Source organism: Vicinamibacterales bacterium (assembly GCA_041659285.1).
In the GTDB taxonomy this organism is placed as follows: Bacteria; Acidobacteriota; Vicinamibacteria; order Vicinamibacterales; family UBA2999; genus 12-FULL-67-14b.
On sequence record JBAZYO010000013.1, the window covers coordinates 89,780 to 113,751 of the forward strand.

A 23,972-nucleotide genomic window follows, 5' to 3' on the forward strand; every position below is an offset into this window, starting at 1 on the left:
TCACACCCGTGCAAGATACGCACATCATTTGACACCCCGGACGGGTGTCGGCTCGGCACCTCCTTCATTCCGGCGGCGGCGCTCTTCTCTCGTCCGTTCCTGATCGGCCGCAACCATCCCGGAGGGGTACCTATGCGTCGTACGTTCGGCCTTGCAGTCCTGCTTATCCTCTGTTGCGCTTCCCTGTCCTATGCCCAGGCAGTCACGTCCGGCACCGGCGCCGTCAATGGCAAGGTGGCCGACGCGTCACAAGCCCTGATGCCCGGTGTCACCGTGACGCTGACGAGCCCGTCGCAGATGGGCACGCGCACCGCGGTGACCGACGCCGACGGCCTCTACCGCTTCACCGCGGTGACGCCCGGCGAATACGTCGTGCTGTTCGAGTTGGCCGGGTTCTCGACCGTTCGCAACGAAGGCATCCGCGTGAGCCTGGGCTTCACGGCGACGGTCAATGCCGAGTTGAAGGTCGCCTCGCTCTCTGAATCGATCGTGGTGACCGGCCAATCGCCCGTGGTGGACACCTCGGCGACGCAGATCGGCAACAGCTTCGACGCCAAACAGCTCTCGGCGCTGCCGACCTCGCGCGATTACTTCTCGCTGCTGGCGGGCTCCCCCGCCGTGCAGATGAGCCGCATCGACGTCGGCGGCAGCACCAACGGCACGCAGCAGGCCTTCGTCGTCTATGGCACCTCGGGGCAGGTGCGGGTCATGTTCGAGGGCCTCAATGCGACCGAAGCCACCGGCGCCTTCGGCAACTATCCGGACATTGGCGGGATGGAAGAGGTGCAGATCAACACGGCCGCGCACTCGGCCGAAGCCTCCACCCCCGGCGTGCAATCGCAGTTCATCAGCAAGTCCGGCGGCAACGAATTCCGCGGCACGTTCTACGGCGGCTACTCACACGAAAGCTGGCAGTCCAGGAACATCGACGCCGACCAGATCGCGCGCGGCCTCAGGGGCGGCGGCGGCCTCGCCGCCGAGGATGTCAACCGCCTGTCGGCGTACCAGGACGAGAACGTCGGCCTGGGCGGCTACATCGCCAAGGACCGGCTGTGGTGGTACGGGTCGTACCGGCACCAGGACATCAAGGCGCGGTTCGTCAACTTTCCGGTCAAGCCGCAGACGACGCTCCTCAACAACTACAGCGCCAAGTTCACCTACAACCTGTCGACCAACAACAAGTTCATCGCCTACACGCAGCCGTCGCAGAAGAAGCAGCCGCAGCGCTTCGACTCGTTCCTGCTGGGCGTCGACACCGGCATCAACACCTCGGAAGCGACGACGTGGAACCAGAATTTCTGGGCGTGGATCCACAAGGCGGAATGGAACGGCGTGCTCAACGACAACGCGTTCGCGGAAATCCGCGGCGGCCAGTACGGCTACGACTGGACCAACGGCGTCAACGGCACCGGCCTGCGCTACGAAGACATCGGCAACAACCTGATCACCGGCCGCAACCGCAATTGGGCGCGCGAGCGGCGGCGCAACCAGGTGCTGGGCACCCTCAGTTACTTCAAGGACGGCTGGGGCGGGAACCACAACCTGAAGGTCGGCGGCGAGGTGTTCTACGAGACCGTCACCGATATCTACACCGACGGCTACGAGGACGACATCCTGCACGTGCTGCAGAACGGCGCCAAGCTGGACGTCATCCTCTTCCAGCCGGGCGAATCCACCGGCGGGCTGTGGACCTACGGGGCCTTCGTCAACGACACCTGGCGGGTGAACGGCAAGCTGACGCTCAACGTGGGCGTGCGGATGGACCGCTATCGCGCCTTCACGCCCGAGCAGGTGCATGCGGCGGGCCGCTTCAATCCCGCCGAAATCAAGTTCGCCGCGGTCGACAAGGTGGTCGGGTGGAGCCTGCCGGCGCCGCGCATCGGCATGACCTACGACCTGTTCGGCAACGGCAAGACCGTGCTGAAGGCCAACTACGGCACCTACTGGTGGAATCCCGGCGCCGACTTCGTGTTCAACACCAGCGCGAACGCGCCCGCCTGGTGGCGGCGGTATCGCTGGACCGACGCCAACAACAACAACCGCTGGGACCCGGGTGAGCAGGGCGCCGTGCCGACGTCGCAGCGAGGCGGCGCGGCCACCGAGTCGATCGATCCCAACCTGGACAACACCAAGACCAACGAGGTCGCGACGTTCCTGGAGCGTGAGGTGATGCCGAACTTCGGTGTCCGCCTCGGCTACGTGTGGCGCGGCGTCCGCAACCAGTACACGCGCATCAACATCGCGACGCCGTACTCGGCGTTCACCGTGCCCGTGTCGGTGCCCGATCCCGGACCGGATGGACGCGCGGGAACGGCGGACGATGGCACTCCGATCGGCGCCTTCGACCTGACGCCGGCGTTCCGCGGATTGACGCCGGTCAACCAGACCACGAACGTGGACAGCGGCGACGCCGACTACCACACGTTCGAGATCACCGGCACCAAGCGCATGAGCAACAGCTGGAGCCTGCTGGCGTCCTACGGCTGGACCAAGAGCTTCGACAACGGCCTCACGACGCTCCAGGGCAACGCGCTGCGCGGCAACGCCCTGCCAGCCAATCCCAACGACAAGATCAACGCGCCCGACGGCCGCTTCGAATACACGCGGCAGACCGTCAAGCTGTCGGGCACCTGGAACTCACCGTGGTGGGGCCTCTCGGTGTCGCCGATGTTGCGCTACCAGCAGGGCATCCCGTTCGGCCGCACCTTCGCGGCCAGTCTGAGCTACGGCAGCGTGCGCTTCCTCGCCGAGCCAATGGGCACGCGCCGCCAGGACGCGGTCGCGATTGCCGACCTGCGGATCGAAAAGACCATGCGCCGGAGCAGGCGCGACCTCTCGGTGTTCTTCGACGTCTACAACCTGACCAACGACAACCCGGCGCAAAACCTGCAGTGGAGCTCCGGCACGTCCTTCGACCGCCCGCTGAGCGTGGTGTCGCCGCGGCTGGCGCGGATCGGCATGAAACTCAACTTCTAGCGCAACGGGGCGACCGGGACGGGCGTCATACTAGGTGTAGATGCCCGTCCTGGTTGCCGAAGACCTTCAGAAAACCTACACCAGCGGTGAAGCGACCGTCACGGCGCTGGCCGGCGTGACGTTTGCCGTCGACAAGGGCGACTTCGTCGCGCTGATGGGGCCGTCGGGCTGCGGCAAGTCGACGCTGCTGCACCTGTGCGGCGCCATGGACCGCGCCTCGTCCGGGACCATTCTGCTGAACGGCCGCAACCTCGCCACGCTGGGAGACGACGACCTCACCCACGTCCGGCGCGAGCAGGTGGGCTTCGTCTTCCAGTTCTTCAACCTGCTGCCGACACTGACTATCGGCGACAACATCGCACTGCCCTGCCTGCTGGCCGGCATGAAGGGCGACGCCGCGGACGCGCGGGCCCGGGCGCTCGCCGAACGCGTCGGCATTGCGCATCGCCTCTCGCACTTCCCGCAGCAGGTGTCGGGCGGCGAAATGCAGCGCGCCGCGATTGCCCGCGCGCTGGTCCACCAGCCATCGCTGCTGGTCGCCGACGAGCCCACCGGCAACCTGGATTCCGACAACGGCGCGAAGGTGCTGGCGCTGCTGTCGGAACTCAACGAAGAGATGGGCGTCACGGTGCTGCTCGCCACGCATGCCGCGGACGTCGCGGCGGCGGCGACGCGCGTGCTCAAGATGCGAGACGGGAAGTTCGTCCACCAGTAGCATGCGACTGTTCTCCCAATTCATCCTGCGGCCCCTGGCGGGCGACAAGATCCGGACGGCCACCACCGTCCTGGGCGTGGCGCTCGGCATCGCCGTGGTCGTCGCCATCCAGTTGACCAACGCCAGCTCGGTGCGTGGGTTCGAAACCGCGCTCGAGACCGTGGCCGGCAAGACCGCCGTGGAGGTGGTCGGCACCGGCGGCGTCGACGAGACCGTGCTGCCGTCGCTCGGCTGGCTGCGCGAGTACGGCGTGATGAGCCCGGTGATCGAAGGCAACGCCGCGCTCGTGGCCGGGGACCTGCGGACGCTGTCGAGACGCGACATGGAAGCGGTCCGGGTGCTGGGCGTGGACATCCTGCGCGACATGCCGTTCCGGGACTACCAACTGCTGGATATCGGCTCCCCCTCCGCGCAAGACGTTACGACCCAGAAATTCCTCGAGATCCTCACCAACGAGCGGTCGGTGGTGATCAGCGAGAAGCTGGCGAAGCGGCGCGGCCTCGTGATTGGCGGCGAGATGCGGCTGATGTTCGGCGATCGTGTCGCGCCCTACGTGGTCCGCGGCCTGCTCAAGGACGAGGGCCCGGCGCGCGTGCTTGACGGCAACTTCGTGCTCATGGACATCGCCGCCGCGCAGCTCGCCTTCGACCGGCTCGGCCGCATCGATCGGCTCGACGTGCTGCTGCCGGACGATGCCGACCTGCCCGCCTCACTCGACGCCATCGTCAGCCGGATGCCTCCCGGGCTCACCGCCCAGCGGCCGTCGCGCCGCAGCCAGCAGGTGGAGACGATGCTGGCGGCGTTCCACGCCAACCTCACCGCCCTGTCGTGGATCGCGCTGATCGTCGGGCTGTTCCTGGTCTACAACACCGTCACCATTTCGGTGGTGGCGCGGCGGCAGGAGATCGGCACGCTGCGCGCGCTCGGGCTGACGCGGCGCAAGGTGCTGTTGCTGTTCCTCGGCGAAGCGGCGGCGCTCGCCATCGCCGGCATCGGGCTGGGGCTCGGGCTCGCGCGCCTGCTCGCCGACGCCGCGGTCGCCCTGACCTCGGCCACGGTCAGCACCATCTACATCGCCGCCGCCTCGGCGCCGCCCGACATGAACTGGGGCCACGTGTGGCTGGCCGCGGCCATCGGGCTGCCGCTGTCGCTGCTGGCTGCCGCCATTCCCGCGCTCGAAGCCAGCCGCGTCGAGCCCACCGCCGCCATGCGCGGGCACGACACGCTCGACATGCGCCTGCGGCTGCGGCCGATGATGGTGATTGCGCCCGCCGCCGTGCTGCTGCTCGCGCTCGGCCTGGCGCAGCTCGGCCCGGTCGACGGCCGGCCGCTGTTCGGCTACCTGTCGTCGTTCGCCATCGTGATCGGCGCCGGGCTGATGGTGCCGGCCATCATGTTCACGCTCGCCCGCGCCGGCCGCCTGGTCCTGCGCCGCCGCCTGGGCGTGGAAGGCCTGCTGGCCCACGCCAACCTCACCTCCGCCATACCCCGGCTGTCGATTTCGGTGGCCGCCCTGTCGGTGAGCCTGTCGATGATGGTGGCGATCGCGATCATGATCGGCAGCTTCCGCGACACCGTGGTCTATTGGGTCGGGCAAACGCTGCAAGCGGACCTGTTCGTGGGCCCGGGCATCCGCCCGACGGTGGGCTCCGAGCAGACGCTGTCGGCGGATGTGATCGCCGCCCTGCAGCGGCATCCCGAGGTGCGCGCGCTCGACAGCTTCCGCAACGTGGACCTGGTCTACGAGGGCAACCTCACCGTGCTCGGCGCCGCCACGTTCGACGTGGTGCTGGCGCACGGCTCGCTGCTGTTCAAGAGCCCGGCCAACGCGCGCGAGGAGTTGCGGCGGGCCATCGGCCAGGACGCCGTGATCGTGTCGGAGCCGTTCTCGAAACGGTACGGCAAGCGCGACGGCGACACCGTGACGGTGACCACGCCACAGGGTCCTCGCGACTTCCGCGTGGCGGCGGTCTACTACGACTACTCGAACGACCGCGGCGTGGTGATCATGGACGCCGGCACCTTCCGGCAATACTTCGGCGATTTGCCGCCCACCGGCGTGGCGCTCTTCCTCAACGACGGCGCGGATCCCGATCGGGTCCGCTCCGAGATCCTCGCCTCGATGGACGAGGGCCACCGCGCCTTCATCTACAGCAACCGGACCCTCCGCAACGAGGTGCTCCGCGTCTTCGACAGCACCTTCGCCATCACCTACGCCCTCGAACTGATCGCCATCGTGGTCGGCATGCTGGGCGTAGCCGGCACGCTGCTGACGCTGGTGCTCGAGCGGCGGCGCGAACTGTCGCTGTTGCGGCTGACCGGCGCCGACCGCGGGCAGGTGCGAAAGATGGTGGTCATCGAAGCGGCGCTGATCGGCGCGGTGAGCCAGGCGATTGGCCTCACCATGGGCTTCGCGCTGTCGATGGTGTTGATCTACGTAATCAACGTGCAGAGCTTCGGGTGGACGATTCAGTTCCACCTGCCGACGGCGTTCCTGGTCCAGTCGACGATCGCGGTGATTGTGGCGACGTCGATTGCGGGCATCTACCCGGCGCGGCGGGCCGCGCAGTTGGTGCTGTCACATGACGAATAGAATCGCGGTCGTGTTGGCGATTGGCCTGGCTATCGGCACCCCTAAAGGGGTGCCCTACCTGATGGCACAGCCGAATGCGGCGTGGAAAGAAGCCACCGCCGGCTACACCTTCGCGTTCCCGCGCGACCATGCGTCCCACCCGGACTACAAGATCGAGTGGTGGTACTACACCGGCAACGTGAAGGCGAACGACGGCCGGCGGTTTGGCTACCAGGTCACCTTCTTTCGGGTCGGCATCGATGCGGCGCCGAGCAATCCGTCGAAGTGGGCCATCCGCGATCTGTTCATGACGCACCTGGCCATCAGCGATCCGTCGGGCCGGCGCTATCGCTATGCGGAGAAGCTGACACGCGGCGGGCCGGGACTGGCGGGGGCGGCGGTCGATCGCTACCAGGTGTGGAACGACGACTGGACGGCGTCGCTCAACGACCGCGGCCAGCACGTCCTGAAGGCGAACAATCCCAAGGTCGGGCTCGAGTTGACCCTCGATGAAGGCAAGGCGCCGGCCATCAACGGCATCGACGGCATCAGCCAGAAGGGCGCGGAGGCCGGCAACGCCTCGCACTACTACTCCCTCACCCGCATGCCCACGCGCGGCACGCTGGTGGTGGATGGCCAACGGTTCGAGGTCACCGGCGACAGCTGGATGGACCACGAGTTCGGCACGAGCTTCCTGGAGCCGGGCCAGCGCGGGTGGGACTGGCTGTCGATTCAACTCTCAGACAACCGCGAGCTGATGATCTACCAGCTTCGACGCGCCGACGGCAGCCGCGACCCGCGATCGAGCGGCACGCTGGTGGGCAGCGACGGCAAGACGACGCATCTCGGGGTCAACCAGTTCTCGCTGACGCCGGGACGCGCCACGTTCAAGTCGAAGAACGGCGCCGTCTACCCTACCGAGTGGTCGATCGCGATTCCGTCGGAGAAGCTGGACCTGAAGGTGACCACGCCGCTGAACGACCAGGAGCTGGCGCTCGAGCGCTCCACCGGCGTCGCCTACTGGGAAGGCGCCATCGATGTCTCCGGCACCCGTGCCGGTCAACCGGTGACCGGCGCCGGGTATCTCGAAATGACCGGCTACTTCGGCAGCTTGGGACGCGTACTCTCAGGCCGATGAAGATTGCCATCGTCGGCGCCGGGATCGCGGGACTGTCTGCCGCGCGGGCGCTTCGCGAGCGCGGCGAGGAGGTCGTCACCTTCGAGCGCTCCCACGGCCCGGGCGGGCGCGTCGCCACGAGGCACGTGAGCGGGCTCGACATGCCGAAGGGCGCCGCCGGCGCCATCCTGTCATTCGATTACGGCGCGCAGTACTTCACCGCGCGCGATCCGCGCTTTGCCGCGGTGGTGGACGGCTGGCTCCGCGATCGCATCGCCGCCAGGTGGGACGGCCGCCTGGTGAGCTTCGACGCGGAAGGCTGGGAGGACGTCGAGCCAGGCAGCGACCGCTTCGTCGGCATCCCCGGCATGAGCGCGATCGCCACCGCCCTGGCCGCCACGCTCGAGATCCGCTACCACCAGCGCATCGAGTCGATCGCGCCGCTGGCGCGCGAGTTCGATCGCGTGATTGTCGCCGTGACCGCGGACCAGGCGCGGCCGCTGGTGGCGCACATCCCCGATCTGGCGGCGGCGGTGGCCGCGGTCGTGACGCGACCGTGCTGGGCGGTGGTCGCGGCCTTCGATGAGCGGGTGCCGGCGCGGTTCGACGGCGCCTTCGTGCACGGCAGCCCGCTCGGATGGGTGGCGCGCAACCAGTCGAAGCCAAAGCGCGAGTGGAAGGTGGATGCGTGGGTCCTGCACGCGACCCCGTCCTGGAGCAGCGCGCACATCGATGACGATCCGGAGATGGTGGGCTCGTTCCTGATGGAAGCGTTCCACGACCTGATCCCGGCGGGCCTGCCGCGCGCCTTCTACGCCACGGCGCATCGCTGGCGCTACGCGGTGGCGGATCCGCCACTTGCGGTGGGCGCGATCCATGACGCGGAGTCGAGAGTCACGTTGTGTGGAGATTGGTGCCGGGGGACGCGGATTGAGGATGCGTTCCTCAGCGGGCTGTCTGCCGCCACTGCGTAGGGGTCAGACCCCTCGGCACTCCTTGCTCGGGGTCAGACCCCTATTCGTTTTTCGGAAGCCCCTTCTTCTTGTTGGGCTTGACCACGCGGCCACGATCGCCGCCGGTCCAGCGCATCTGCACGAGCGTGCCGAGGGCGCCCAACCCGAACCAGGCCCACGGCAGCCACGACAGCCCCGGCGCCGGATTCAGCGGATACGCCACCCACACATCCCCCTGCGCGGCGGCCTTGAGCGGCCCGCTGTCGCCCATCAACGCCAGGCCACCGACCAGCAGCGTCCAGGCGCCGCCGAAGGCGGTGCCCAGGATGATCACGTAGCGCTGGAGCCACGTCGCCAGCACGGCGCCGGCCACGGAGAACAGCACCACCACGAAGGGATGCGGATCGCCTTCGACCTGCGTCCAAATCAAGTTGACGATGAGGGCGCCGATGCCGGCGCCGACCAGCGCCACGCCGACGAAGTAGGCGGCCAGCAGCAGCGTCGCGCCGGCGATGCCGCCGACCAGGGCGGCAATCACCATGGGGGTGGTGTCAGTGGCGCCGAACACCGAGCTGGCGGCCAGCGCGCCGATGATGAAGCCGAAAATGGCCAGCACCACCTTGAACGAGCGGTAACCGAAGAAACACGCCAGAAACCCGCCAGCCATCAGGACGGCGGCGGCTGGAACCTGATACGCGGCTGGGAGCATGGGGTAGCCGATTCTACACTTCCCGGCGCCCGTCCATCGCTTTCCCGACCGTCAGGTCGTCGGCGTAGTCGATGTCACTGCCCACCGGGATGCCGGTGGCAATGCGGGTCACGCGGATGCCGAGGGGCTTGAGGAGGCGGGCCAGGTAAATGGCGGTGGCCTCGCCTTCCACGTTCGGATTGGTGGCAAGGATCACTTCGTCCACGCCGTCGGTGCCGATGCGGGCGAGCAGGCCCTTGATCTTCAGGTCGTCCGGGCCGACGCCCTGGAGCGGCGAGATGGCGCCCATCAGCACGTGATACACGCCCTTGAAGCCGCCGCTGCGATCGACCACGTTGACGTTCTGCGGTTCTTCGACGACGCAAATCACGCGGTGGTCGCGGGCCTCGTCGCCGCACATCAGGCAGGGGTCGGTGTCGGTGATGTTGTTGCAGGTGGTGCAGTAGGTGACGCGATCCTTGACGTCGCGAATCGCCTGGCACAACCGCTCGGCATCCTCGCGCGGCGTGCGCAGGATGTGAAACGCCAGCCGCTGCGCGCTCTTGGCGCCGACGCCGGGCAGCTTCTTGAACTGATCGACCAGCTCCTGCAGGGAGGCGGGAAGCGACATCAGAGCCCCGGCAGGCCCATGCCGCCGAGCAGGCCGCCCATCTTCTGCTTCATCGCCTCGTCCACCTTGCGGTGCGCGTCGTTGACGGCGGCGACAATCAGGTCCTGCAGCATGCCGACGTCTTCCTTCGAGACGACCTCGGGGTCGATGTGGAGGCGCTGGAGGTGCTTGTGGCCGTTCACGACCACGGTGACCATGCCGCCGCCCGCGGTCGCTTCGACCGAGAGCTCCGACATCTGCTGCTGCAGGCGCTCCTGCATCTCCTGCGCCTGCTTCATCATGTTCTTGATATCCATGGGCGTGGGGCTTGCCTACCTCTCCTCCACGGTGGTCTTCTCAACCGGGAAAATCTCCAGCACCGCCTGCACGGTGGAGTTGGCCATGGCTTCGGCCTTGACGTCATCCGAGCTGCCCGCCTTCGCCGAGGCTCCGGCGGACAAGCCGCCAGCCGCGGCCACCGGCGACCCCAAGGTCGAGGGCGCGGGAGCGGGCGGCGCGCCGGCCTCGGCGATCACAATCGACACCGGGATGGCCCGTCCGGCCACCTTTTCGGCAATCGTCGCCAGCCAGGCCTTCTGGTCTTCGCACTGCGCTTTCGCGTTCTTCTTGTTGGGCTGAAAGGCGAAGGTAATACCCGACGCCGTCGCCTCGATCGAATACGCCGAGGCCACCACGAGATTGTAGAACGTGGACTTCGCCGACTTGATCTCGGCCAGGAAGGCATCTTTCAACGACCCGTCGCTGGCACTCGCGGCCACCGCCGGTTTGGGCGCTGGAGCCGGTGGAGCCACGGCGGGAGCCATCGCGACGGGCTTCGGAGCAGCCGCGGGCCTGGCAGCAACCGCGACGGGGGCGCGCGGTGCCAACGCCGGCCGGGCCGGCGTCTTTTCCGCGAGGCCGAGTAGTTCGCCGAGCGGGACTAGCTTACGGAGGTGCATGAGGCGAAGAAGCCCCATCTCGAGGTTGTAGCGCGGCTGGTCCGACACGCGCACTTCCTGCTCCGTCTTGGTCAGCAGGTCGAAGCCGCGCAGCAAATCCTCGCGCGACCATTGACCGGCCATGGCGAGCAGGCGCTCGCGCTCGGAATCCGCCGCCACGTCCGGATCCGAGGAACGCTTGGGGTCCACGGACAGGATGAGGAGGTCCCGCGTCGCGCGGGCCAACTCGCGGCACAGCAGGCGCAGGTCGTAGCCGCGCTCGATGGCGCGTTCGACCAGCGCAAACGCCGCCGGCGCGTCTTCGCTGACCACCGCGTCGAGCATGTCGAACACCAGGTCGCGCCCGACCAGGCCGAGCACCGTGACCACGTCTTCGACGGCGATGGTGTCGCCGGCGAACGCGCGCACCTGGTCGAAGGCGCTGAGCGAGTCGCGCATGCTGCCTTCACCGGCGCGGGCCAGCAGCATCAGGCCGGCTTCGGAAATCTCGATCTTCTCTTCCGCGGCGATGGTCCGCAGTTGATCGGCGACCACCTTGGCGGAAATCGTCCGGAACTCGTAGACCTGCGAGCGCGACAGCACGGTGTCGGGAATCTTGTGCTGCTCGGTCGTCGCCATCATGAAGATGACGTGCGGCGGCGGCTCTTCAATCGACTTCAGCAGCGCATTGAACGACGACGCCGACAGCATGTGGACTTCGTCGATGATGAAGACCTTGTAGCGGTTGCGGACCGGCGCGATGGCGAGCCCCTCGATCACCACCTCGCGCACGTTGTCCACGCCGGTGTGGGTCGCGGCGTCGATCTCGAGCACGTCGATGTCGCGGCCTTCGGCAATCTCGATGCACGCGTCGCAGACGCCGCACGGGTCGGGCGTCGGCCCCTTGGCGCAGCTCAGCGCGCGCGCCAGGATGCGCGCCGTCGTGGTCTTGCCGCACCCGCGCGGGCCGGAAAACACGAACGCCTGCGCGATGCGTTTGCTCTTGAGCGCGTTCTTGAGCGTGCGCGTGACCGCCTGCTGCCCGAGGACGTCCTCGAAGCGTTGCGGTCGCCATTTTCTGGCTAGGACTTGGTAGGCCATCTGAAGGGGAAACTCGGCCCGGAGGTCCTCAGCACATCACGGAAACGACTTAGCGCTGCTGCCTTCCGGCCCTGACGCGATTCGTCGCCCTGAGATTGCCGAGGTTCCGGGCCGAACCCTCAGTGTAGCACCTGACGCCTTCGACTGTGCGGCCGCACACCGCACACCCCAACGCGCACCTGCCGGCATCCGTAAGTTGTTGACCCGAGGCCACTTGTCCTTGCCGCGGCCACGGTGCTATTCTTGCTCCGCATCGGGGTAGTTCCCCATGATTCACTTTCCACCGGACAGCCAAAGCGACTCGGAACTGTACGGCGAGCCCGACCGGCTCAGCCTGCTCATCCGGGCCGCCCACATCGTCGTCGTGGACGACGAGCCGCAGAACGTGCGGCTGCTGACCGCCACGCTCGAGCGCGGCGGCTTCCAGTCGGTTACCGGCCTGACCGATGCGCGCGAGCTCAAGGCCCTGGTCGTGTCGTCGCCGCCGGACCTGGTGATCACCGACCTCCACATGCCCGACTGCGACGGCTTTGGCGTGCTCGACATCCTGGCGCCGCTGATCAACCAGGAACGCCTCCCCGTGCTGGTGATCACCGGGGACGGCTCGCGCGACGCGCGCCAGCAGGCGCTGACCCGCGGCGCCAAGGACTTCGTCACCAAGCCCTTCGACCTGGTCGAGGTGCTGCTCCGCGTCCGCAACCTGCTCGAAAGCCGGATGCTGTTCCAGGACCTGCGCAAGCAGAACCGCACCCTGCTCGAATCGGCGATCGGCCGCACCAAGGAGCTGGAGTCCTCCCGCATCGAGATGATCGAGCGCCTCGCCCTCGCCGCCGAGTACCGGGATGACGAGACCAGCCAGCACAACCTTCGGGTCGGCGAGCTCTCGGCGAAAATGGCGGAACGGGCCGGGCTCACGCCGGAGGAAGCCGGGCTGCTCCGCCGCGCCGCCGCCCTCCACGACATCGGCAAGATTGGCATTCCCGACGCCCTGCTGCGCAAGCCGGGCGCGCTCACCGAAAGCGAGTTGCGCGTGATGCGCACGCACACCAGCATCGGCGCCCGCATCCTCGGCGGCAGCCACAGTCCGCTCCTGCAGCTGGCGGAATCGGTCGCCATGACCCACCACGAGTTTTTCGACGGCACCGGCTACCCGCGCGGGTTAGTGGGCACCGACATCCCGATCTCGGGCCGCATTGTCGCGGTGGCCGATGCGTTTGATGCGATCACCAACGATCGGCCGTATCGCCAGGCGCGGTCGGTCGAGGTGGCGCTCGCGGTCCTGCGCGAGGAATACGACCGGCACTACGAGGGCCGCCTGATCGACGCGCTCGTTGAGATTGTCGGCGGTCAGGCCGGGGTCGCGATCAAGGTCGCCGCCAGCCGCTCGTAGACCTCAACGGCCTGATCCAGTTCCGCAATCGCGACGTGTTCGCGGTCCGTGTGTGCCACGTGGATCGAGCCTGGTCCCAGCAGAAGCGGACGGCCCCAGTTCGACAGGAGCGGCACGTCGCTGACGTACGAGAACACCGCGGTCTCGAACCCGGGCACGGTGTGCAGCCGCACCGCCGGCACTTCCAGCACTTCTTCCACCTTCACCCGGTTCGCCAGCGCCGCCGCCAGCGTGGCGCGAATCGCGTCGTGATCGCCGACGCTGCGGAAGAACACTTCGGCCTCGGCATGCGCCGGGATCACGTTCGGCGCGACGCCGCCGTTGATCAGGCCCACCGTGTAGTGCGTGGTGCCGAGCAGCGGATCCGCCGGCCAGTCGGCCGCGCGCAGCGACATCAGGCAGTCGAGGAGCTTGTCGATGGCCGACTCGCCGAGCTCGGGATAGCCCGAGTGGGCGGCCGTGCCTGCGGCGGTGAGGCGGACGCGAAAGCAGCCGCGCGTCGCGGCGCCCAACCGCAGATCGGTGGGCTCGCCGTTGATCAGGAAGCGCGACTTCGAGGCGATGCGGTTGGCGGCCCTGGCGCCGTCGCTGCCCCGCTCCTCGCCGGCCACGAACACCAGGCCAATGCGCGTCTCGCCCGCGGCGCGCAGCCGTTCGGCGGCCGCGACCTGCGCCGCCAGGATGCCCTTGGCGTCGCAGGCGCCGCGCCCGTGGAGCAGGCCGCCCTCGATGCGGCTCGGGAAGAACGGCGGCACGCAGTCGAAGTGCGTGGAGAACACGACCTCCGGTTCGCCGACCGCGGCAATGACGTTGGCGCGGCCGTTGCCGAGGGGCTGCTCGAGCACCGAATAGCCGCGGTCACGCAGGAACTGCGCGAGCACGGCGGCGACCCGGCCTTCCTGGCCGGTGGTCGAGTCGATGTCGATGAGCTGTCGCGCGAGCGCGAGGTGATCTACCGGATCCACTGTTCGAGTTCCGTTTTCGCGTCGGTCCTGTCGTCGCGGTACTTCACGATCACGGGGGTCGCGAGCGACAGGCCCCAGTCCTTGCCCGCGCCCACGGTCACCGCGCGCGCGCCCGGCACCACCACCGCGCCCACCGGCACCACGAGCGGCTGTCCCGGCGACGGCCTGATGATCGTGCCGTTGACGAGATCGTAGACCGGCGTCGAGCCGGTCAGCACCGTGCCGGCGGCAATCACCGCGCGCTCCTTGATCACGGCGCCTTCGTAGATGCCGGTGTTGCCGCCCACCAGCACGTCGTCTTCGATGATCACCGGCAGCGCGCCGACCGGCTCGAGCACGCCGCCGATTTGCGCGGCGGCGCTGATGTGCACGCGCGCGCCGATCTGCGCGCAGGATCCGATCAAGGCGTGCGAGTCCACCAGCGAGCCGTCACCGACATAAGCGCCGATGTTGATGTACATGGGCGGCATGCAGATCACGCCGCGGGCCACGTAGGCGCCGCCGCGGATGGCCGAGCCGCCCGGGACAATGCGAATACCGGCGCCCACGCCCGGGGTCCGCACCGCTTGCGTGTCTTTGTCGTAGAACGGCAGGCCGGCCGACATCTCCACCAGGTCGCCGAAGCGAAAGCCAAGCAGGATGCCCTGCTTGACCCAGGTGTTGACGCGCCAGCCGCTGGGCGTCGAGTAGTCCGGTTGCGCCGCGCGCACCGTGCCGGCCTCGAGGGCCGCCTTCAGTTCGTCAAACGCCGCGCGGGCCGCCGCCTTGTTGGCGCCGGAGCCGGCGGCGACGAGTGATTCGATGTTTTCCTGGAGTGTCATGAATGTGGGAGGCCGAGCTCGGTCAGGAGCCCGCGCATCTTCTCCTTCGACGAGGGACGCGGCGACACCATGGGGAGGCGGTAGACCTCCTCGCACAGGCCCATCGCCGCCATCGCGTACTTGACCGGGCCCGGGTTGGATTCGATGAAGTTGCCCAGCATGATCGGCACCAGCTGGTGATGCAGCCGGCGGGCCGTGACATAGTCGCCGCGCTCGGCGGCTTCCACGAGTTGCGACATCTCGGCCGGGATGGCGTTGGACGCCACCGAGATCAAGCCGCGGCCGCCGATCGCCATCAGCGGCAGCGTCAGCGCGTCGTCTCCCGACAGCACGAGGAAGTCGTCCGGGACGGCCCGGCAGATCTCGATCATCTGCGTGATGTTACCGGCCGCTTCCTTGACGCCAATCACGTGAGGAATGGTGGCCAGGCGGGCGAGCGTGGGCGCCTCGATGTTGCAGCCGGTGCGGCCGGGCACGTTGTAGAGCACGATCGGGAGCGGCGTCGCCTCGGCCACTGCCGAGAAATGCGCGAACAGGCCTTCGGGCGTGGGCTTGTTGTAGTACGGCGTGACCGACAGGAGGCCGTCGACGCCGAGGCCGTGCATCTCCCTGGCGAGACGCACCACCTCGGTGGTGTCGTTGCCGCCGGCGCCGGCCATCACCGGCACCTGCCCGCGCCCCTCTTCGAGCACCAGCTCGACGACCCGGCGGCGCTCGGCCGCCGACAACGTCGGCGTCTCGCCGGTCGTGCCGCACGGCACCAGGAAGTGGACGCCGGCATCGATCTGCCGCCTCGCCAACCGCTTGATGGCCGCCTCATCAAGCGCGCCGCTCTTGGTGAACGGCGTGATCAGCGCCGTGCCAACCCCAGTGAACATAGTGCGCATAGTCGTAACCCTCGAACCTCTCGGAACCCTTCAGAACCGTTCAGAACCGTTCAGCACGTCTCGGATCGAAAACCACCCGCGCTTGCCAACCAGCCACGCCGCTGCCGTGAGGGCTCCGCGGGCGAATACTGCCCGGTCGCGCACGGTGTGGGTGAACTCAATGGTTTCGGACGGCCCGTCAAATCCAACGGTATGCGTGCCCGGCACCGACCCCACGCGCGTGGACGACACGTCGATCGGCCGCGGGTAACCCGCCGCCGCCATGCCGGCCTTCAAGGTCAGGGCCGTGCCGGACGGCGCGTCTTTCTTCATCGTGTGATGCGACTCGTGGATCCACGCCCCGAACTCCGCATGACGCGCGAAGCGGCGGCTGGCTTCTTCCACCGCGATTTGGAAGATGTTCATCCCGAGCGAGAAATTCGACGCCGCCAGCACGCCAATGCCGGCCTGCTCCGCCATGGCCCGCATGGCAGCTTCCTGCGCTTGCCAGCCCGTGGTGCCAATCACCACGTTGATCTTCCGGGCCGCCAGTTGCGGCAGGTTCTTCACCACGGCGTCGGCCACCGTGAAGTCGATGGCGACATCGACGTCGCCGAAGTCACCTTCCGCAATCGCGCGCTCGCCGGCACGCTCGTCGAGCACGCCGGCAATGGTGGCGCCGTACGACGGGGCCAGCGATTCGACGAGTTGCCCCATGCGCCCGTGGCCGAGTAACAGGACCCGCATCATGTGGCGTCCCGCTTCTTGGGCATGGCGTCCCGCATCATGTGGCGTCCGGCTCTAGCCGGACCACTACCGGGGGTCTCGCTCACCGGCGCGAAAAAGCGATCGTGCAGGCGGCCGAGGGCGGTCGGCAGGTCCGATTCGCGAATCACAAACGTGATGTTGCGGCGTGATGCGGCCTGCGACACCATTTGCAGCGGCACATCGCCGACCGAGGCCAGCACCTGCGACGCCAGCATCGGGTCGTCGTGAAGGCCGTCGCCGACCGCGCACACAATGGCCATCTGGTCTTGCCTCACCACGTCGGCAAAGCCGGACAGCCCCTCGATAATCGCCGGCAACCGCCGCGCATCGTCAATCGTGACCGAGACGCTGACTTCGGAGGTGGTGACCACGTCCACCGGCGTCTTGTGGCGCTCGAACACTTCGAACAGCCGCCGCAGAAAACCGTGGGCCATCAGCATGCGCGTGGACGTGATGTCCACCACCGTCACGCCCTTCTTCGACGCCACCGCGGTGAGCGGCCGCTCGCTCCTCGGCCGCTCGGCCGTGATCAGCGTGCCGCGCGCCTGCGGGCGATGCGAGTTGAGGATGCGCACGGGAATGTTGCGGGCCACCGCCGGCTGGATGGTCGCCGGGTGCAGCACCTTGGCGCCAAAGTAGGCCAGCTCCGACGCCTCGGCAAACGACAGGTGCGGGACCACTTGCGGCGCCTGGACGATACGCGGATCCGCCGTCAGCATGCCGTCCACGTCGGTCCAGATCTGAATCTCGTCGGCGCCGAGGCACGCCCCGACGATGGCGGCGGAGAAATCCGAGCCGCCGCGCCCCAGCGTGGTGGTGACGCCGCTGATGGTGGCGCCGACAAACCCGCCCAGCACGGGAATGCGCCCGGCGGCCAGGGGCGGGTCCGCGTACTTCATCAGTGCCGCGGTCGTGTCCTGGAACAGCGGCGCCGCCGACGTGTGTTCGCCATCGGTGACCACTGCCTTGCGGGCATCGACCCAGGTCGCCATCAGCTTGCCGGCGGTCAGCGCGGCCGCCACGATCTGGCTGCTCAGCACCTCGCCGGTGGCGGCGAGCGTGTCGAGCCATCGCGGCGACACCTCCTGCAGCACGCCCAGGGCGTGCACCACGCGTTCGAGCTCGTCGAACTCGCGATTGACCGCCTCGACCACCGCCTTGCGCAGCGCCTCGTCGGCGATCACCTCCGACACGGTGAGGTGGCGCTTCCTCAGGTCCTGGAGGCTCGTGCGCGCGCCTTCCTCGTCGCCGGATCCAGCCATCGCCGCCACGCCCAGCAGGCGATCGGTGACACCCGACAGCGCCGACACCACCACCACCGGCCCGCGCGCGTCGCCGCCCTGCTTCTGCGCTTCGGCCTGCCGCTCGGCGCGCACCAGCGCGATCAGCCGCTCGATGGCGGCGCGGTCGGCCACGGACGTGCCCCCGAACTTCATCACTTTCATGGCTAGAAGAATCCTTCGGCCTTCATCAGCTCGGCGTTGAGAATGGCGGCGCCCGCGGCGCCGCGCACCGTATTGTGACCCAGCGCCACGAACTTCGCGTGCATCACCGGGCACGGCCGGAGGCGGCCGATGCTCACGGCCATCCCGCCGCCGAGGTCGGCGTCGAGCCGCGGCTGCGGACGGTTGGGCTCCGCCATCAGGATCAGCGCGGGCTGCGGCGCCGTCGGCAGCTTCAGTTCCTGCGGGCGTCCGGCGAAGGTGCGGATGGCGTTGGCCAGCTCGTCGATCGACGGCCGGTCGTGGAAGCCCACCGACACCGTCATGGTGTGGCCGTCGATCACCGCGACGCGATTGGTGTGCGCGCTGACCGCCGCCGGATAGGGCGCGCGGCCGCCGTCGCTGCCCAGGATCTTCAGCGTCTCCAACTCCATCTTCTCTTCCTCGCCGCCGATGAACGGCACCACGTTGCCGAGGATGTCGAGCGACGGCACGCCAGGGTAACCGGCACCAGACACGGCCTGCATGGTAGACACGATCACGGAGCGGATGCCGAACTGCCGCAGCGGCGCCAGCGCCATGGCGAGCACCACGGTCGAGCAGTTGGGGTTGGTGACGATGGCGCCGGACCAGCCCTTGGCGGCGCGCTGCTCGTCGATCAGCTTCAGGTGATCGGCGTTCACTTCGGGAATGAGCAGCGGCACCAGCGGATCCATCCGGAAGTTGCGGGCGTTGCTCACTACGATGTGACCGGCGGCGGCAAAGGCGGCCTCGATGTCGCCGGCGACCGAGGCGTCGAGGCCGGAGAACACCACCTTGGGCCCGCGCCCGGGCAGGCACGGCTCGACCACGCGGCCGGCGGACTCAGCCGGCATCGGCGTGGCGAGGCGCCAGGGCGCCACCGACTGGTAGGCCTTGCCTTCCGAGCGCTCGCTGGCCGCCAGCCAGGTGAGGCGGAACCACGGGTGCCGCGCCAGCCGCGCCACAAACTGCTGCCCGACCACGCCGGTCGCGCCCAAGATGCCGACTTCGATTTCGCTCATCACCAGTCCCCTGATCGCTGATCCCTGAAAAAACAAAACCCGCCTGCGGTGTGACCGCGGCGGGTGGCTGACGAACCTTTCCGAACCTTTCCGAACCCTTCAGGACCTTCCTGAACCGTTCAGAACCTTTCTGCCAGCCGTCCGCCCCCCGCGCCAGTTCTGGCCCGCTTAGCACCGGTGTGCGTGCGCATGGGAAGGACGAACATTGCGATCGGATTATACACAACAAAACAGGAGATCAAGAGCACCGGAGGAATGCCCGCCATCTGGTTTTCGAATCCCTGTCTTTTCAATACAAAGTTCTTTGACGTAACCGCGCCATCGCGATAGGCTGGGATGTGCCCAAGGCCGCCGATTCGGACTCGTCCCCGGCGTCCCTCGGCGGCCACGCCGCGGAGAACCTGGTGTTCATCCGCCAGGCGATGGAGCGCGGCACGACCTTCACCGCCGTGCCGGGCGCCGGCGGGTGCGTCATGGGCGCGATCGCGCTGGTGGCGGCGCTGGTGGGGTCGTCGCAGCCGACCGGCGATCGTTGGCTGCTGGTGTGGCTCGCCGCGGCGGTGGCGGCGGCGGTGGCCGGGCTCGTCACCATGGCGCGCAAGGCGCGGCTGGCCGGGGCCACCCTGACCGGGGCCAACGCGCGGCGGTTCGCGGCGGGCCTGGCGGCACCGTTGGTCGCCGGCGCGGCCATCACCTACGAGCTGTGGGCGGTCCGCAACTTCACGGTGATGGCGCCGGCGTGGCTGCTGCTCTACGGCGCCGGCGTGCTGACCGGCGGCATTTTCAGCGTGCCGGCGGTCCGGCTGATGGGCGCGCTGTTCATGGCGCTCGGGCTGCTCGCCATCCTGACCCCGCCCGACTGGGGCAACATCTGGCTGGCCATCGGCTTCGGCGGCCTGCAACTCGGCTTCGGCGTTTACATTGCGAGGAACCACGGTGGCTAGAAACAGTTCAGTGCGAAAGGTCCGGGCGGAGGCGCCGGTGCGGGTTCCCGCCTTCGCCAAGGCGACGGCGGGCAAGCCGGTGTCGCCCGCCAGGCCGGCCGGCGAAATTGCCACCGGGCTCGATCGCCTGCTCCACGACCGCATGCGGCTGGGAATCGTAAGCGCGCTCGCGGCCAGCGACGACCTGTCGTTCTCGGACCTCAAGGCGGCGTTGAGCGCGACCGACGGCAACCTCAGCGTGCACGCGCGCAAGCTCGAGGATGCCGGTTACGTGTCGTGCAGCAAGGGCTTCGACGGCCGGACGCCGCGCACCAGCTACAAACTCACCGCCGCGGGGCGCCGCGCGCTCGAGAAGTACCTCGATCACATGGACGCCATCATTCGGGCAACGCGGAAGACCTAGCGGGTTTCCACCAGGTTTAGAGGCGGCGGAGGCTGGCCATGCGCTTTGTGATGCGAAGTTCTTTGTTGCTATCGGCGGTGGCGGTGAGTGGCTGCGCCATGTTCTGGGCAGTCCCGGCGACGCCGCTGCACGCGGCGGCCTGGCGCGGCGACGTCGCCGCCATCCGTCAGTTGGTGAAGGACGGCGCCGACGTCGACGCCAGCGACGACCTGGGCGGCACGACGCTCTATTGGGCGGCGCGCGGCGGGCACCCGATCGGGCCGCACCAGTGCCAGGGTGAGGCGGCCAACCGGCCCGAGGTGATTGCCACGCTGATCGCGCTGGGCGCCAACCCGAACACCCAGGACCGCCGGCCCAAGGGCTTCGGCCGCTCGTCCGGCTGGACGCCGCTGTTGGTCGCACTCCACCACGAGCAGTTCAAGAGCGCCGCGGTGCTGCTGGAGATGGGCGCCGACCCAAACATCCGCAGCGATCAAGGCATGTCGGCCATGGACATGGCGACTGTCGAAGGCGCACCGCAGGCGCTGCTGGCGCTGATGGTCGCGAAAGGGTTCAAGGAGCGGACGAGACGGTGACCCCGCCCACCGCGGCGGTCCGGCCGGTTTGGCTTTGACCGATCGACCCGTCACGATAAACTGTTGATCCCCATTCGAACGGAGAGATGTCCGAGTGGTTGAAGGAGCACGCTTGGAAAGCGTGTGTACGAGTAATCGTACCAAGGGTTCGAATCCCTTTCTCTCCGCCAGCCTTCGCTTTGAACTCAGGCGAAGGCTGCCCCGCCGTAGCCCAAAGGGCGAAGGCGGGCCCCCGCTGACAATTCAAGCTTCAGCTGGGCAAGCCAGGTGTAGCAATGTCGTCTCCATCGAGTTCGCCCCCACAGTGCGAATCCTGGCAATCCGCCATCGCATCAGATCGCCTCGATGGCCAGCGCGCGCGCGTGCACTTCCTCCTGGCCAAAGCGATCTTCGAGGGCCCCACGGTACTGGGCCCACCAGTCCCGGTCGAAGACTCCGACCACCACCTCGACCATGACCACCATGTCGCGCTCGATGGCCTCGTCCGCGCGCTTCCACAGGCCGGTGGCCGGGCTCCGCGAGTAGGCCGTCACCCCGCCGAAGCGCTCGGTGAGCTCGTTGCGCACGCGCGCAAATTGCGCGGCCTCCACCTCGGTGCCGTCGCGATGATGAGTCGGAAGCAGGATCTGGATAAGGTGCATGGCGCCACTCCAATGCCGACTATCGCACGTTGCCCGCCAGCGGCGCACCCCCACAGCGGCCGGGGTAAGATGCCGATCGGCCATGCCGTCCATCCCGAACAGCGCCGACATCCTGCTCGCCGTGATCGAGGCGACGCCGGACGCTATCTTCGTGAAGGACCTCGACGGACGCTACGTCATCGTCAACCAGGCAATGGCGCACTTCGCCGGCCGCGACGCCGCCGACATGATGGGCAAGAACGATCTCGAGTTGTACCCGGAAGAAACCGCCCGGCGCTTCATGGCCGACGACCGGGTGGTGCTGGCCAGCGGCAAGGCGATGTCGTTCGAAGGCGTCGCCAGCGGCCGGTCCGGCACGCAGGCCTATCTCGTGACCAAGGGCGTCTACCGCGACACGGCCGGCACCATCCTTGGCCTCTACGGCATCTCGCACGACATCACGGCGCTGCGCAAGGCGCAGGATTCCCTGGAGCAGACGCGCGCGGCGCTGTTCCGATCCCAGAAGATGGAAGCGGTCGGGCAGCTCACCGGCGGCATTGCCCACGACTTCAACAACATCCTCATGGTGATCCTCGGCAACCTGGAGCTGCTGAAGCTGCGGCTGCCCGAGGGTGACGACCACACCGTGGAGCTGATCGACGAAACGCTGCGCGCGACGCGGCACGGACAGGACCTCACCGGCGACCTGCTCGCCTTCTCGCGGCGCCGCCAGTTGAATCCCCAGCCCGTCGGCATCAACGCGCTGATCGAGAGCATCGTCCGCATGCTGGGGCGCACGCTCGGCACCACCATCCGGATCCAGACGGCGACCAGCCGCGATGCCGGCGTGGCGCTGGTGGACCCGGCCGCGCTCGAGGCGGCCCTCCTCAACATCGCGCTCAACGCCCGGGATGCGATGCCCGACGGCGGCACGCTCACCATCCGCACCTCGAAGGCCGACATCACGCAGGCGCCGCGCATGGACGACGACCTGCCGATCGGGCAGTACGCGATGATCGCCGTCCAGGACACTGGCACGGGCATGCCGCCGGAAGTGGCGGCGCGGGTCTTCGAACCGTTCTTCACGACCAAGACCGGGGGCCGCGGCAGCGGCCTCGGCCTCAGCATGGTCTACGGCTTCGCCAGGCAATCCGGCGGCACCGTCAACATCGCATCGGAACCGGGTCACGGGACCACGGTGATCATCTACCTGCCGCTGACCAGGAGCGAGCCGCGGGCCGCGGCGGCGCCGGCGCTGCCCATCGCGCCGCCCATCGTGGTGAAGACCATTCTCGTGGTGGAAGACGAAGCGGCGGTGCGCACCACCGTGCGGCGCCAGCTCGAGACCCTCGGACACAAGGTGATGGTGGCCGCCAGCGCCGGGGTGGCGCTGCCGCTGCTGAAAGGACCGGAACCGCCGGATGTGCTGGTGATCGACGTGGTGCTCGGCGCCGGCATGAGCGGGATTGAACTGGCCGAAGCGGCGCGCGCGGCGCGCCCGGGCCTTGCGGTGATCTTCATGTCGGGCTTCACCGCGGTGCCCGAGGCGCAGGAGCGGATCAAGGCGCTCGGTGCGCCGCTGCTCGCCAAGCCGTCAACGCTGTCGCAACTCGACCGCGCGTTGCAGGCGGTGTCTTCGGACTCCCGGTCCGCCTGAAGGCGGACGCCACATGCTCAGGCGCCGCAGCCGCCGAGGAACCGTGAGCTCTTGAGCCACTGCTGATCGGGATAGTAGGCAAACACGAGCCCGCCGCCCTTCACCCGATCGATCATTTCCCTGGCGATGTCGTTGCGAATCGCCGGGCATCCCCAGCTCCGCCCCAGCCGCCCGGTGGTCTTCACGAACTGCCGGCTCACGTACGGCGCGCCGTGCATGACAATGGCGCGCTCGCGCGCGCGGTCGTTGATGCCCTCGTCCAGCCCATCCAACCGCAGCGAATAGCCGTTCTTGCCGACGTAGGTCGTATCGGTGACGAACAAGCCCAGGCTGGTGCGGTGCGTTTCGGGCTGATTGGAGAACAGCGTCGCGGTCTGCCCGCCGCTGCCCTGTCCGTGAGCGACGAGTTCCTCGTAGAGCAGCGAGTGCGTGGCGAGGTCGATCACCCAGAGGCGTTCCTGGGTCGAAGGCCGCGAGTAGTCGATCACGGTCAGCGTCTTGGGGTTCGACACCTTGCCGGCGCGAACCGCGCAGGTCGCGGCGTTCAGGGCCAGGTCGAACACGGCGGGCTCGAGGGAGCCGAGCGAGGCACCCGCAAAGCTCTCGCGCGCAAAGGTCACATTCGCGTTCGTGGAGACGTCAAAGCCCGGCGCCGCGGCAGCCGCCATGGCACTCGAGACGAAAAGGACGACGGCAACGGTCGGAATGAAGCGGACAAGCGGCACACGTCTATTCACGCTGACTCCACTGTTGGGCTGTCGTTTACGGGGGTTCAGACAGTCTACCAGCGATCGCGCGATTTCCCAGC

22 protein-coding genes, 1 tRNA gene and 1 other RNA gene are annotated in these 23,972 nt (G+C 68.1%); 11 read left to right on the forward strand and 13 right to left on the reverse strand.

Features of this window, described 5'->3' with window-relative positions; all coding sequences use genetic code 11:
* Positions 1-132 precede the first annotated feature (132 nt).
* Genes WC815_18855 through WC815_18875 form a run of 5 tightly spaced genes read left to right on the forward strand, consistent with a single transcriptional unit; the run spans position 133 to position 8,354 of the window.
* Entirely contained in the window at positions 133-2,976 is a 2,844-nt protein-coding gene (locus WC815_18855) for a TonB-dependent receptor (protein ID MFA5910845.1), read from the forward strand.
* A gap of 40 nt (positions 2,977-3,016) precedes the next feature.
* Complete coding sequence (locus tag WC815_18860; protein ID MFA5910846.1) at positions 3,017-3,691, forward strand: ABC transporter ATP-binding protein; 675 nt, start codon at positions 3,017-3,019, stop codon at positions 3,689-3,691.
* A 1-nt stretch (position 3,692) separates the two neighbouring features.
* The gene (locus WC815_18865) at positions 3,693-6,284 is read left to right on the forward strand and encodes an FtsX-like permease family protein (GenBank protein MFA5910847.1); all 2,592 of its coding nucleotides are present in this window, start codon (positions 3,693-3,695) and stop codon (positions 6,282-6,284) included.
* Positions 6,274-7,401 (forward strand): lipocalin-like domain-containing protein, encoded by a 1,128-nt coding sequence (locus WC815_18870; protein MFA5910848.1) that lies wholly within the window; start codon positions 6,274-6,276, stop codon positions 7,399-7,401. The genes WC815_18865 and WC815_18870 overlap by 11 nt, the downstream gene beginning before the upstream one ends.
* Complete coding sequence (locus WC815_18875; GenBank protein MFA5910849.1) at positions 7,398-8,354, forward strand: FAD-dependent oxidoreductase; 957 nt, start codon at positions 7,398-7,400, stop codon at positions 8,352-8,354. The genes WC815_18870 and WC815_18875 overlap by 4 nt, the downstream gene beginning before the upstream one ends.
* 40 nt (positions 8,355-8,394) lie before the next feature.
* Here WC815_18875 and WC815_18880 read toward each other — a convergent pair whose 3' ends face one another.
* The 5 genes from WC815_18880 to ffs form a co-directional block, all read right to left on the reverse strand.
* Positions 8,395-9,042, reverse strand: coding sequence for a DUF4203 domain-containing protein (locus tag WC815_18880; protein MFA5910850.1), 648 nt, complete (start codon positions 9,040-9,042; stop codon positions 8,395-8,397).
* Positions 9,043-9,055: 13 nt separating this feature from the next.
* Positions 9,056-9,652, reverse strand: coding sequence for a recombination mediator RecR (gene recR / locus WC815_18885; GenBank protein ID MFA5910851.1), 597 nt, complete (start codon positions 9,650-9,652; stop codon positions 9,056-9,058).
* A complete protein-coding gene (locus WC815_18890; protein ID MFA5910852.1) occupies positions 9,652-9,948 on the reverse strand; it encodes a YbaB/EbfC family nucleoid-associated protein in 297 nt (98 codons plus the stop codon). Before WC815_18890 ends, recR begins: the two co-directional genes overlap by 1 nt.
* Before the next feature lie 15 nt (positions 9,949-9,963).
* Entirely contained in the window at positions 9,964-11,670 is a 1,707-nt protein-coding gene (gene dnaX, locus WC815_18895; protein ID MFA5910853.1) for a DNA polymerase III subunit gamma/tau, read from the reverse strand.
* A gap of 13 nt (positions 11,671-11,683) precedes the next feature.
* Positions 11,684-11,782: signal recognition particle sRNA small type (ffs, locus tag WC815_18900), an RNA gene on the reverse strand.
* 156 nt (positions 11,783-11,938) lie between these two features.
* Between ffs and WC815_18905 the strand changes: the two genes are divergently transcribed.
* Positions 11,939-13,060 carry an HD domain-containing phosphohydrolase gene (locus WC815_18905; GenBank protein ID MFA5910854.1) on the forward strand — a complete coding sequence of 374 codons (1,122 nt, stop codon included), beginning with the start codon at positions 11,939-11,941 and terminating at the stop codon, positions 13,058-13,060.
* Here WC815_18905 and WC815_18910 read toward each other — a convergent pair.
* From WC815_18910 to asd, 6 genes are read right to left on the reverse strand one after another with little or no spacing between them, the layout of a single operon-like run.
* Positions 13,018-14,025 carry a M20/M25/M40 family metallo-hydrolase gene (locus WC815_18910; GenBank protein MFA5910855.1) on the reverse strand — a complete coding sequence of 336 codons (1,008 nt, stop codon included), beginning with the start codon at positions 14,023-14,025 and terminating at the stop codon, positions 13,018-13,020. The two genes, WC815_18905 and WC815_18910, sit on opposite strands and share 43 nt — an antisense overlap.
* A complete protein-coding gene (locus WC815_18915) occupies positions 14,013-14,846 on the reverse strand; it encodes a 2,3,4,5-tetrahydropyridine-2,6-dicarboxylate N-succinyltransferase (GenBank protein ID MFA5910856.1) in 834 nt (277 codons plus the stop codon). Before WC815_18915 ends, WC815_18910 begins: the two co-directional genes overlap by 13 nt.
* Entirely contained in the window at positions 14,843-15,724 is an 882-nt protein-coding gene (gene dapA / locus WC815_18920; protein MFA5910857.1) for a 4-hydroxy-tetrahydrodipicolinate synthase, read from the reverse strand. The genes WC815_18915 and dapA overlap by 4 nt, the downstream gene beginning before the upstream one ends.
* Before the next feature lie 39 nt (positions 15,725-15,763).
* The gene (locus tag WC815_18925; protein ID MFA5910858.1) at positions 15,764-16,462 is read right to left on the reverse strand and encodes a dihydrodipicolinate reductase C-terminal domain-containing protein; all 699 of its coding nucleotides are present in this window, start codon (positions 16,460-16,462) and stop codon (positions 15,764-15,766) included.
* Positions 16,459-17,925, reverse strand: coding sequence for an aspartate kinase (locus tag WC815_18930; protein MFA5910859.1), 1,467 nt, complete (start codon positions 17,923-17,925; stop codon positions 16,459-16,461). The genes WC815_18925 and WC815_18930 overlap by 4 nt, the downstream gene beginning before the upstream one ends.
* Before the next feature lie 2 nt (positions 17,926-17,927).
* Positions 17,928-18,965: an aspartate-semialdehyde dehydrogenase gene (asd, locus tag WC815_18935; protein ID MFA5910860.1), complete on the reverse strand. Its 1,038-nt coding sequence runs from the start codon at positions 18,963-18,965 to the stop codon at positions 17,928-17,930.
* A 338-nt stretch (positions 18,966-19,303) separates the two neighbouring features.
* Between asd and WC815_18940 the strand changes: the two genes are divergently transcribed.
* The 4 genes from WC815_18940 (at position 19,304) to WC815_18955 (ending at position 21,057) form a co-directional block, all read left to right on the forward strand.
* Positions 19,304-19,909, forward strand: a complete 606-nt coding sequence (locus tag WC815_18940) for a hypothetical protein (GenBank protein ID MFA5910861.1) — start codon at positions 19,304-19,306, stop codon at positions 19,907-19,909.
* 10 nt (positions 19,910-19,919) lie between these two features.
* Positions 19,920-20,312 carry a transcriptional regulator gene (locus tag WC815_18945; protein ID MFA5910862.1) on the forward strand — a complete coding sequence of 131 codons (393 nt, stop codon included), beginning with the start codon at positions 19,920-19,922 and terminating at the stop codon, positions 20,310-20,312.
* A 50-nt stretch (positions 20,313-20,362) separates the two neighbouring features.
* Positions 20,363-20,887 carry an ankyrin repeat domain-containing protein gene (locus tag WC815_18950; protein ID MFA5910863.1) on the forward strand — a complete coding sequence of 175 codons (525 nt, stop codon included), beginning with the start codon at positions 20,363-20,365 and terminating at the stop codon, positions 20,885-20,887.
* An 80-nt stretch (positions 20,888-20,967) separates the two neighbouring features.
* Positions 20,968-21,057: transfer RNA gene (locus tag WC815_18955), tRNA-Ser, on the forward strand.
* 162 nt (positions 21,058-21,219) lie between these two features.
* On the opposite strand, the gene WC815_18960 is transcribed toward WC815_18955, so the two are convergent.
* Positions 21,220-21,528 carry a hypothetical protein gene (locus tag WC815_18960; GenBank protein ID MFA5910864.1) on the reverse strand — a complete coding sequence of 103 codons (309 nt, stop codon included), beginning with the start codon at positions 21,526-21,528 and terminating at the stop codon, positions 21,220-21,222.
* Between the two features lie 82 nt (positions 21,529-21,610).
* Between WC815_18960 and WC815_18965 the strand changes: the two genes are divergently transcribed.
* Positions 21,611-23,164: an ATP-binding protein gene (locus WC815_18965; protein MFA5910865.1), complete on the forward strand. Its 1,554-nt coding sequence runs from the start codon at positions 21,611-21,613 to the stop codon at positions 23,162-23,164.
* A 17-nt stretch (positions 23,165-23,181) separates the two neighbouring features.
* Here WC815_18965 and WC815_18970 read toward each other — a convergent pair whose 3' ends face one another.
* Positions 23,182-23,889 carry a murein L,D-transpeptidase catalytic domain family protein gene (locus WC815_18970; protein MFA5910866.1) on the reverse strand — a complete coding sequence of 236 codons (708 nt, stop codon included), beginning with the start codon at positions 23,887-23,889 and terminating at the stop codon, positions 23,182-23,184.
* Positions 23,890-23,972 lie beyond the last annotated feature (83 nt).

Excerpts from the sequence above, each read along its gene's own strand:
- WC815_18855 (MFA5910845.1), top strand. The coding sequence starts at position 133 with ATGCGTCGTACGTTCGGCCTTGCAGTCCTGCTTATCCTCTGTTGCGCT.
- WC815_18860 (MFA5910846.1), top strand. The coding sequence starts at position 3,017 with ATGCCCGTCCTGGTTGCCGAAGACCTTCAGAAAACCTACACCAGCGGT.
- WC815_18865 (MFA5910847.1), top strand. The coding sequence starts at position 3,693 with ATGCGACTGTTCTCCCAATTCATCCTGCGGCCCCTGGCGGGCGACAAG.
- WC815_18870 (MFA5910848.1), top strand. The coding sequence starts at position 6,274 with ATGACGAATAGAATCGCGGTCGTGTTGGCGATTGGCCTGGCTATCGGC.
- WC815_18875 (MFA5910849.1), top strand. The coding sequence starts at position 7,398 with ATGAAGATTGCCATCGTCGGCGCCGGGATCGCGGGACTGTCTGCCGCG.
- WC815_18880 (MFA5910850.1), bottom strand. The coding sequence starts at position 9,042 with ATGCTCCCAGCCGCGTATCAGGTTCCAGCCGCCGCCGTCCTGATGGCT.
- recR (MFA5910851.1), bottom strand. The coding sequence starts at position 9,652 with ATGTCGCTTCCCGCCTCCCTGCAGGAGCTGGTCGATCAGTTCAAGAAG.
- WC815_18890 (MFA5910852.1), bottom strand. The coding sequence starts at position 9,948 with ATGGATATCAAGAACATGATGAAGCAGGCGCAGGAGATGCAGGAGCGC.
- dnaX (MFA5910853.1), bottom strand. The coding sequence starts at position 11,670 with ATGGCCTACCAAGTCCTAGCCAGAAAATGGCGACCGCAACGCTTCGAG.
- WC815_18905 (MFA5910854.1), top strand. The coding sequence starts at position 11,939 with ATGATTCACTTTCCACCGGACAGCCAAAGCGACTCGGAACTGTACGGC.
- WC815_18915 (MFA5910856.1), bottom strand. The coding sequence starts at position 14,846 with ATGACACTCCAGGAAAACATCGAATCACTCGTCGCCGCCGGCTCCGGC.
- dapA (MFA5910857.1), bottom strand. The coding sequence starts at position 15,724 with ATGTTCACTGGGGTTGGCACGGCGCTGATCACGCCGTTCACCAAGAGC.
- WC815_18925 (MFA5910858.1), bottom strand. The coding sequence starts at position 16,462 with ATGATGCGGGTCCTGTTACTCGGCCACGGGCGCATGGGGCAACTCGTC.
- WC815_18930 (MFA5910859.1), bottom strand. The coding sequence starts at position 17,925 with ATGAAAGTGATGAAGTTCGGGGGCACGTCCGTGGCCGACCGCGCCGCC.
- asd (MFA5910860.1), bottom strand. The coding sequence starts at position 18,965 with ATGAGCGAAATCGAAGTCGGCATCTTGGGCGCGACCGGCGTGGTCGGG.
- WC815_18950 (MFA5910863.1), top strand. The coding sequence starts at position 20,363 with ATGCGAAGTTCTTTGTTGCTATCGGCGGTGGCGGTGAGTGGCTGCGCC.
- WC815_18960 (MFA5910864.1), bottom strand. The coding sequence starts at position 21,528 with ATGCACCTTATCCAGATCCTGCTTCCGACTCATCATCGCGACGGCACC.
- WC815_18965 (MFA5910865.1), top strand. The coding sequence starts at position 21,611 with ATGCCGTCCATCCCGAACAGCGCCGACATCCTGCTCGCCGTGATCGAG.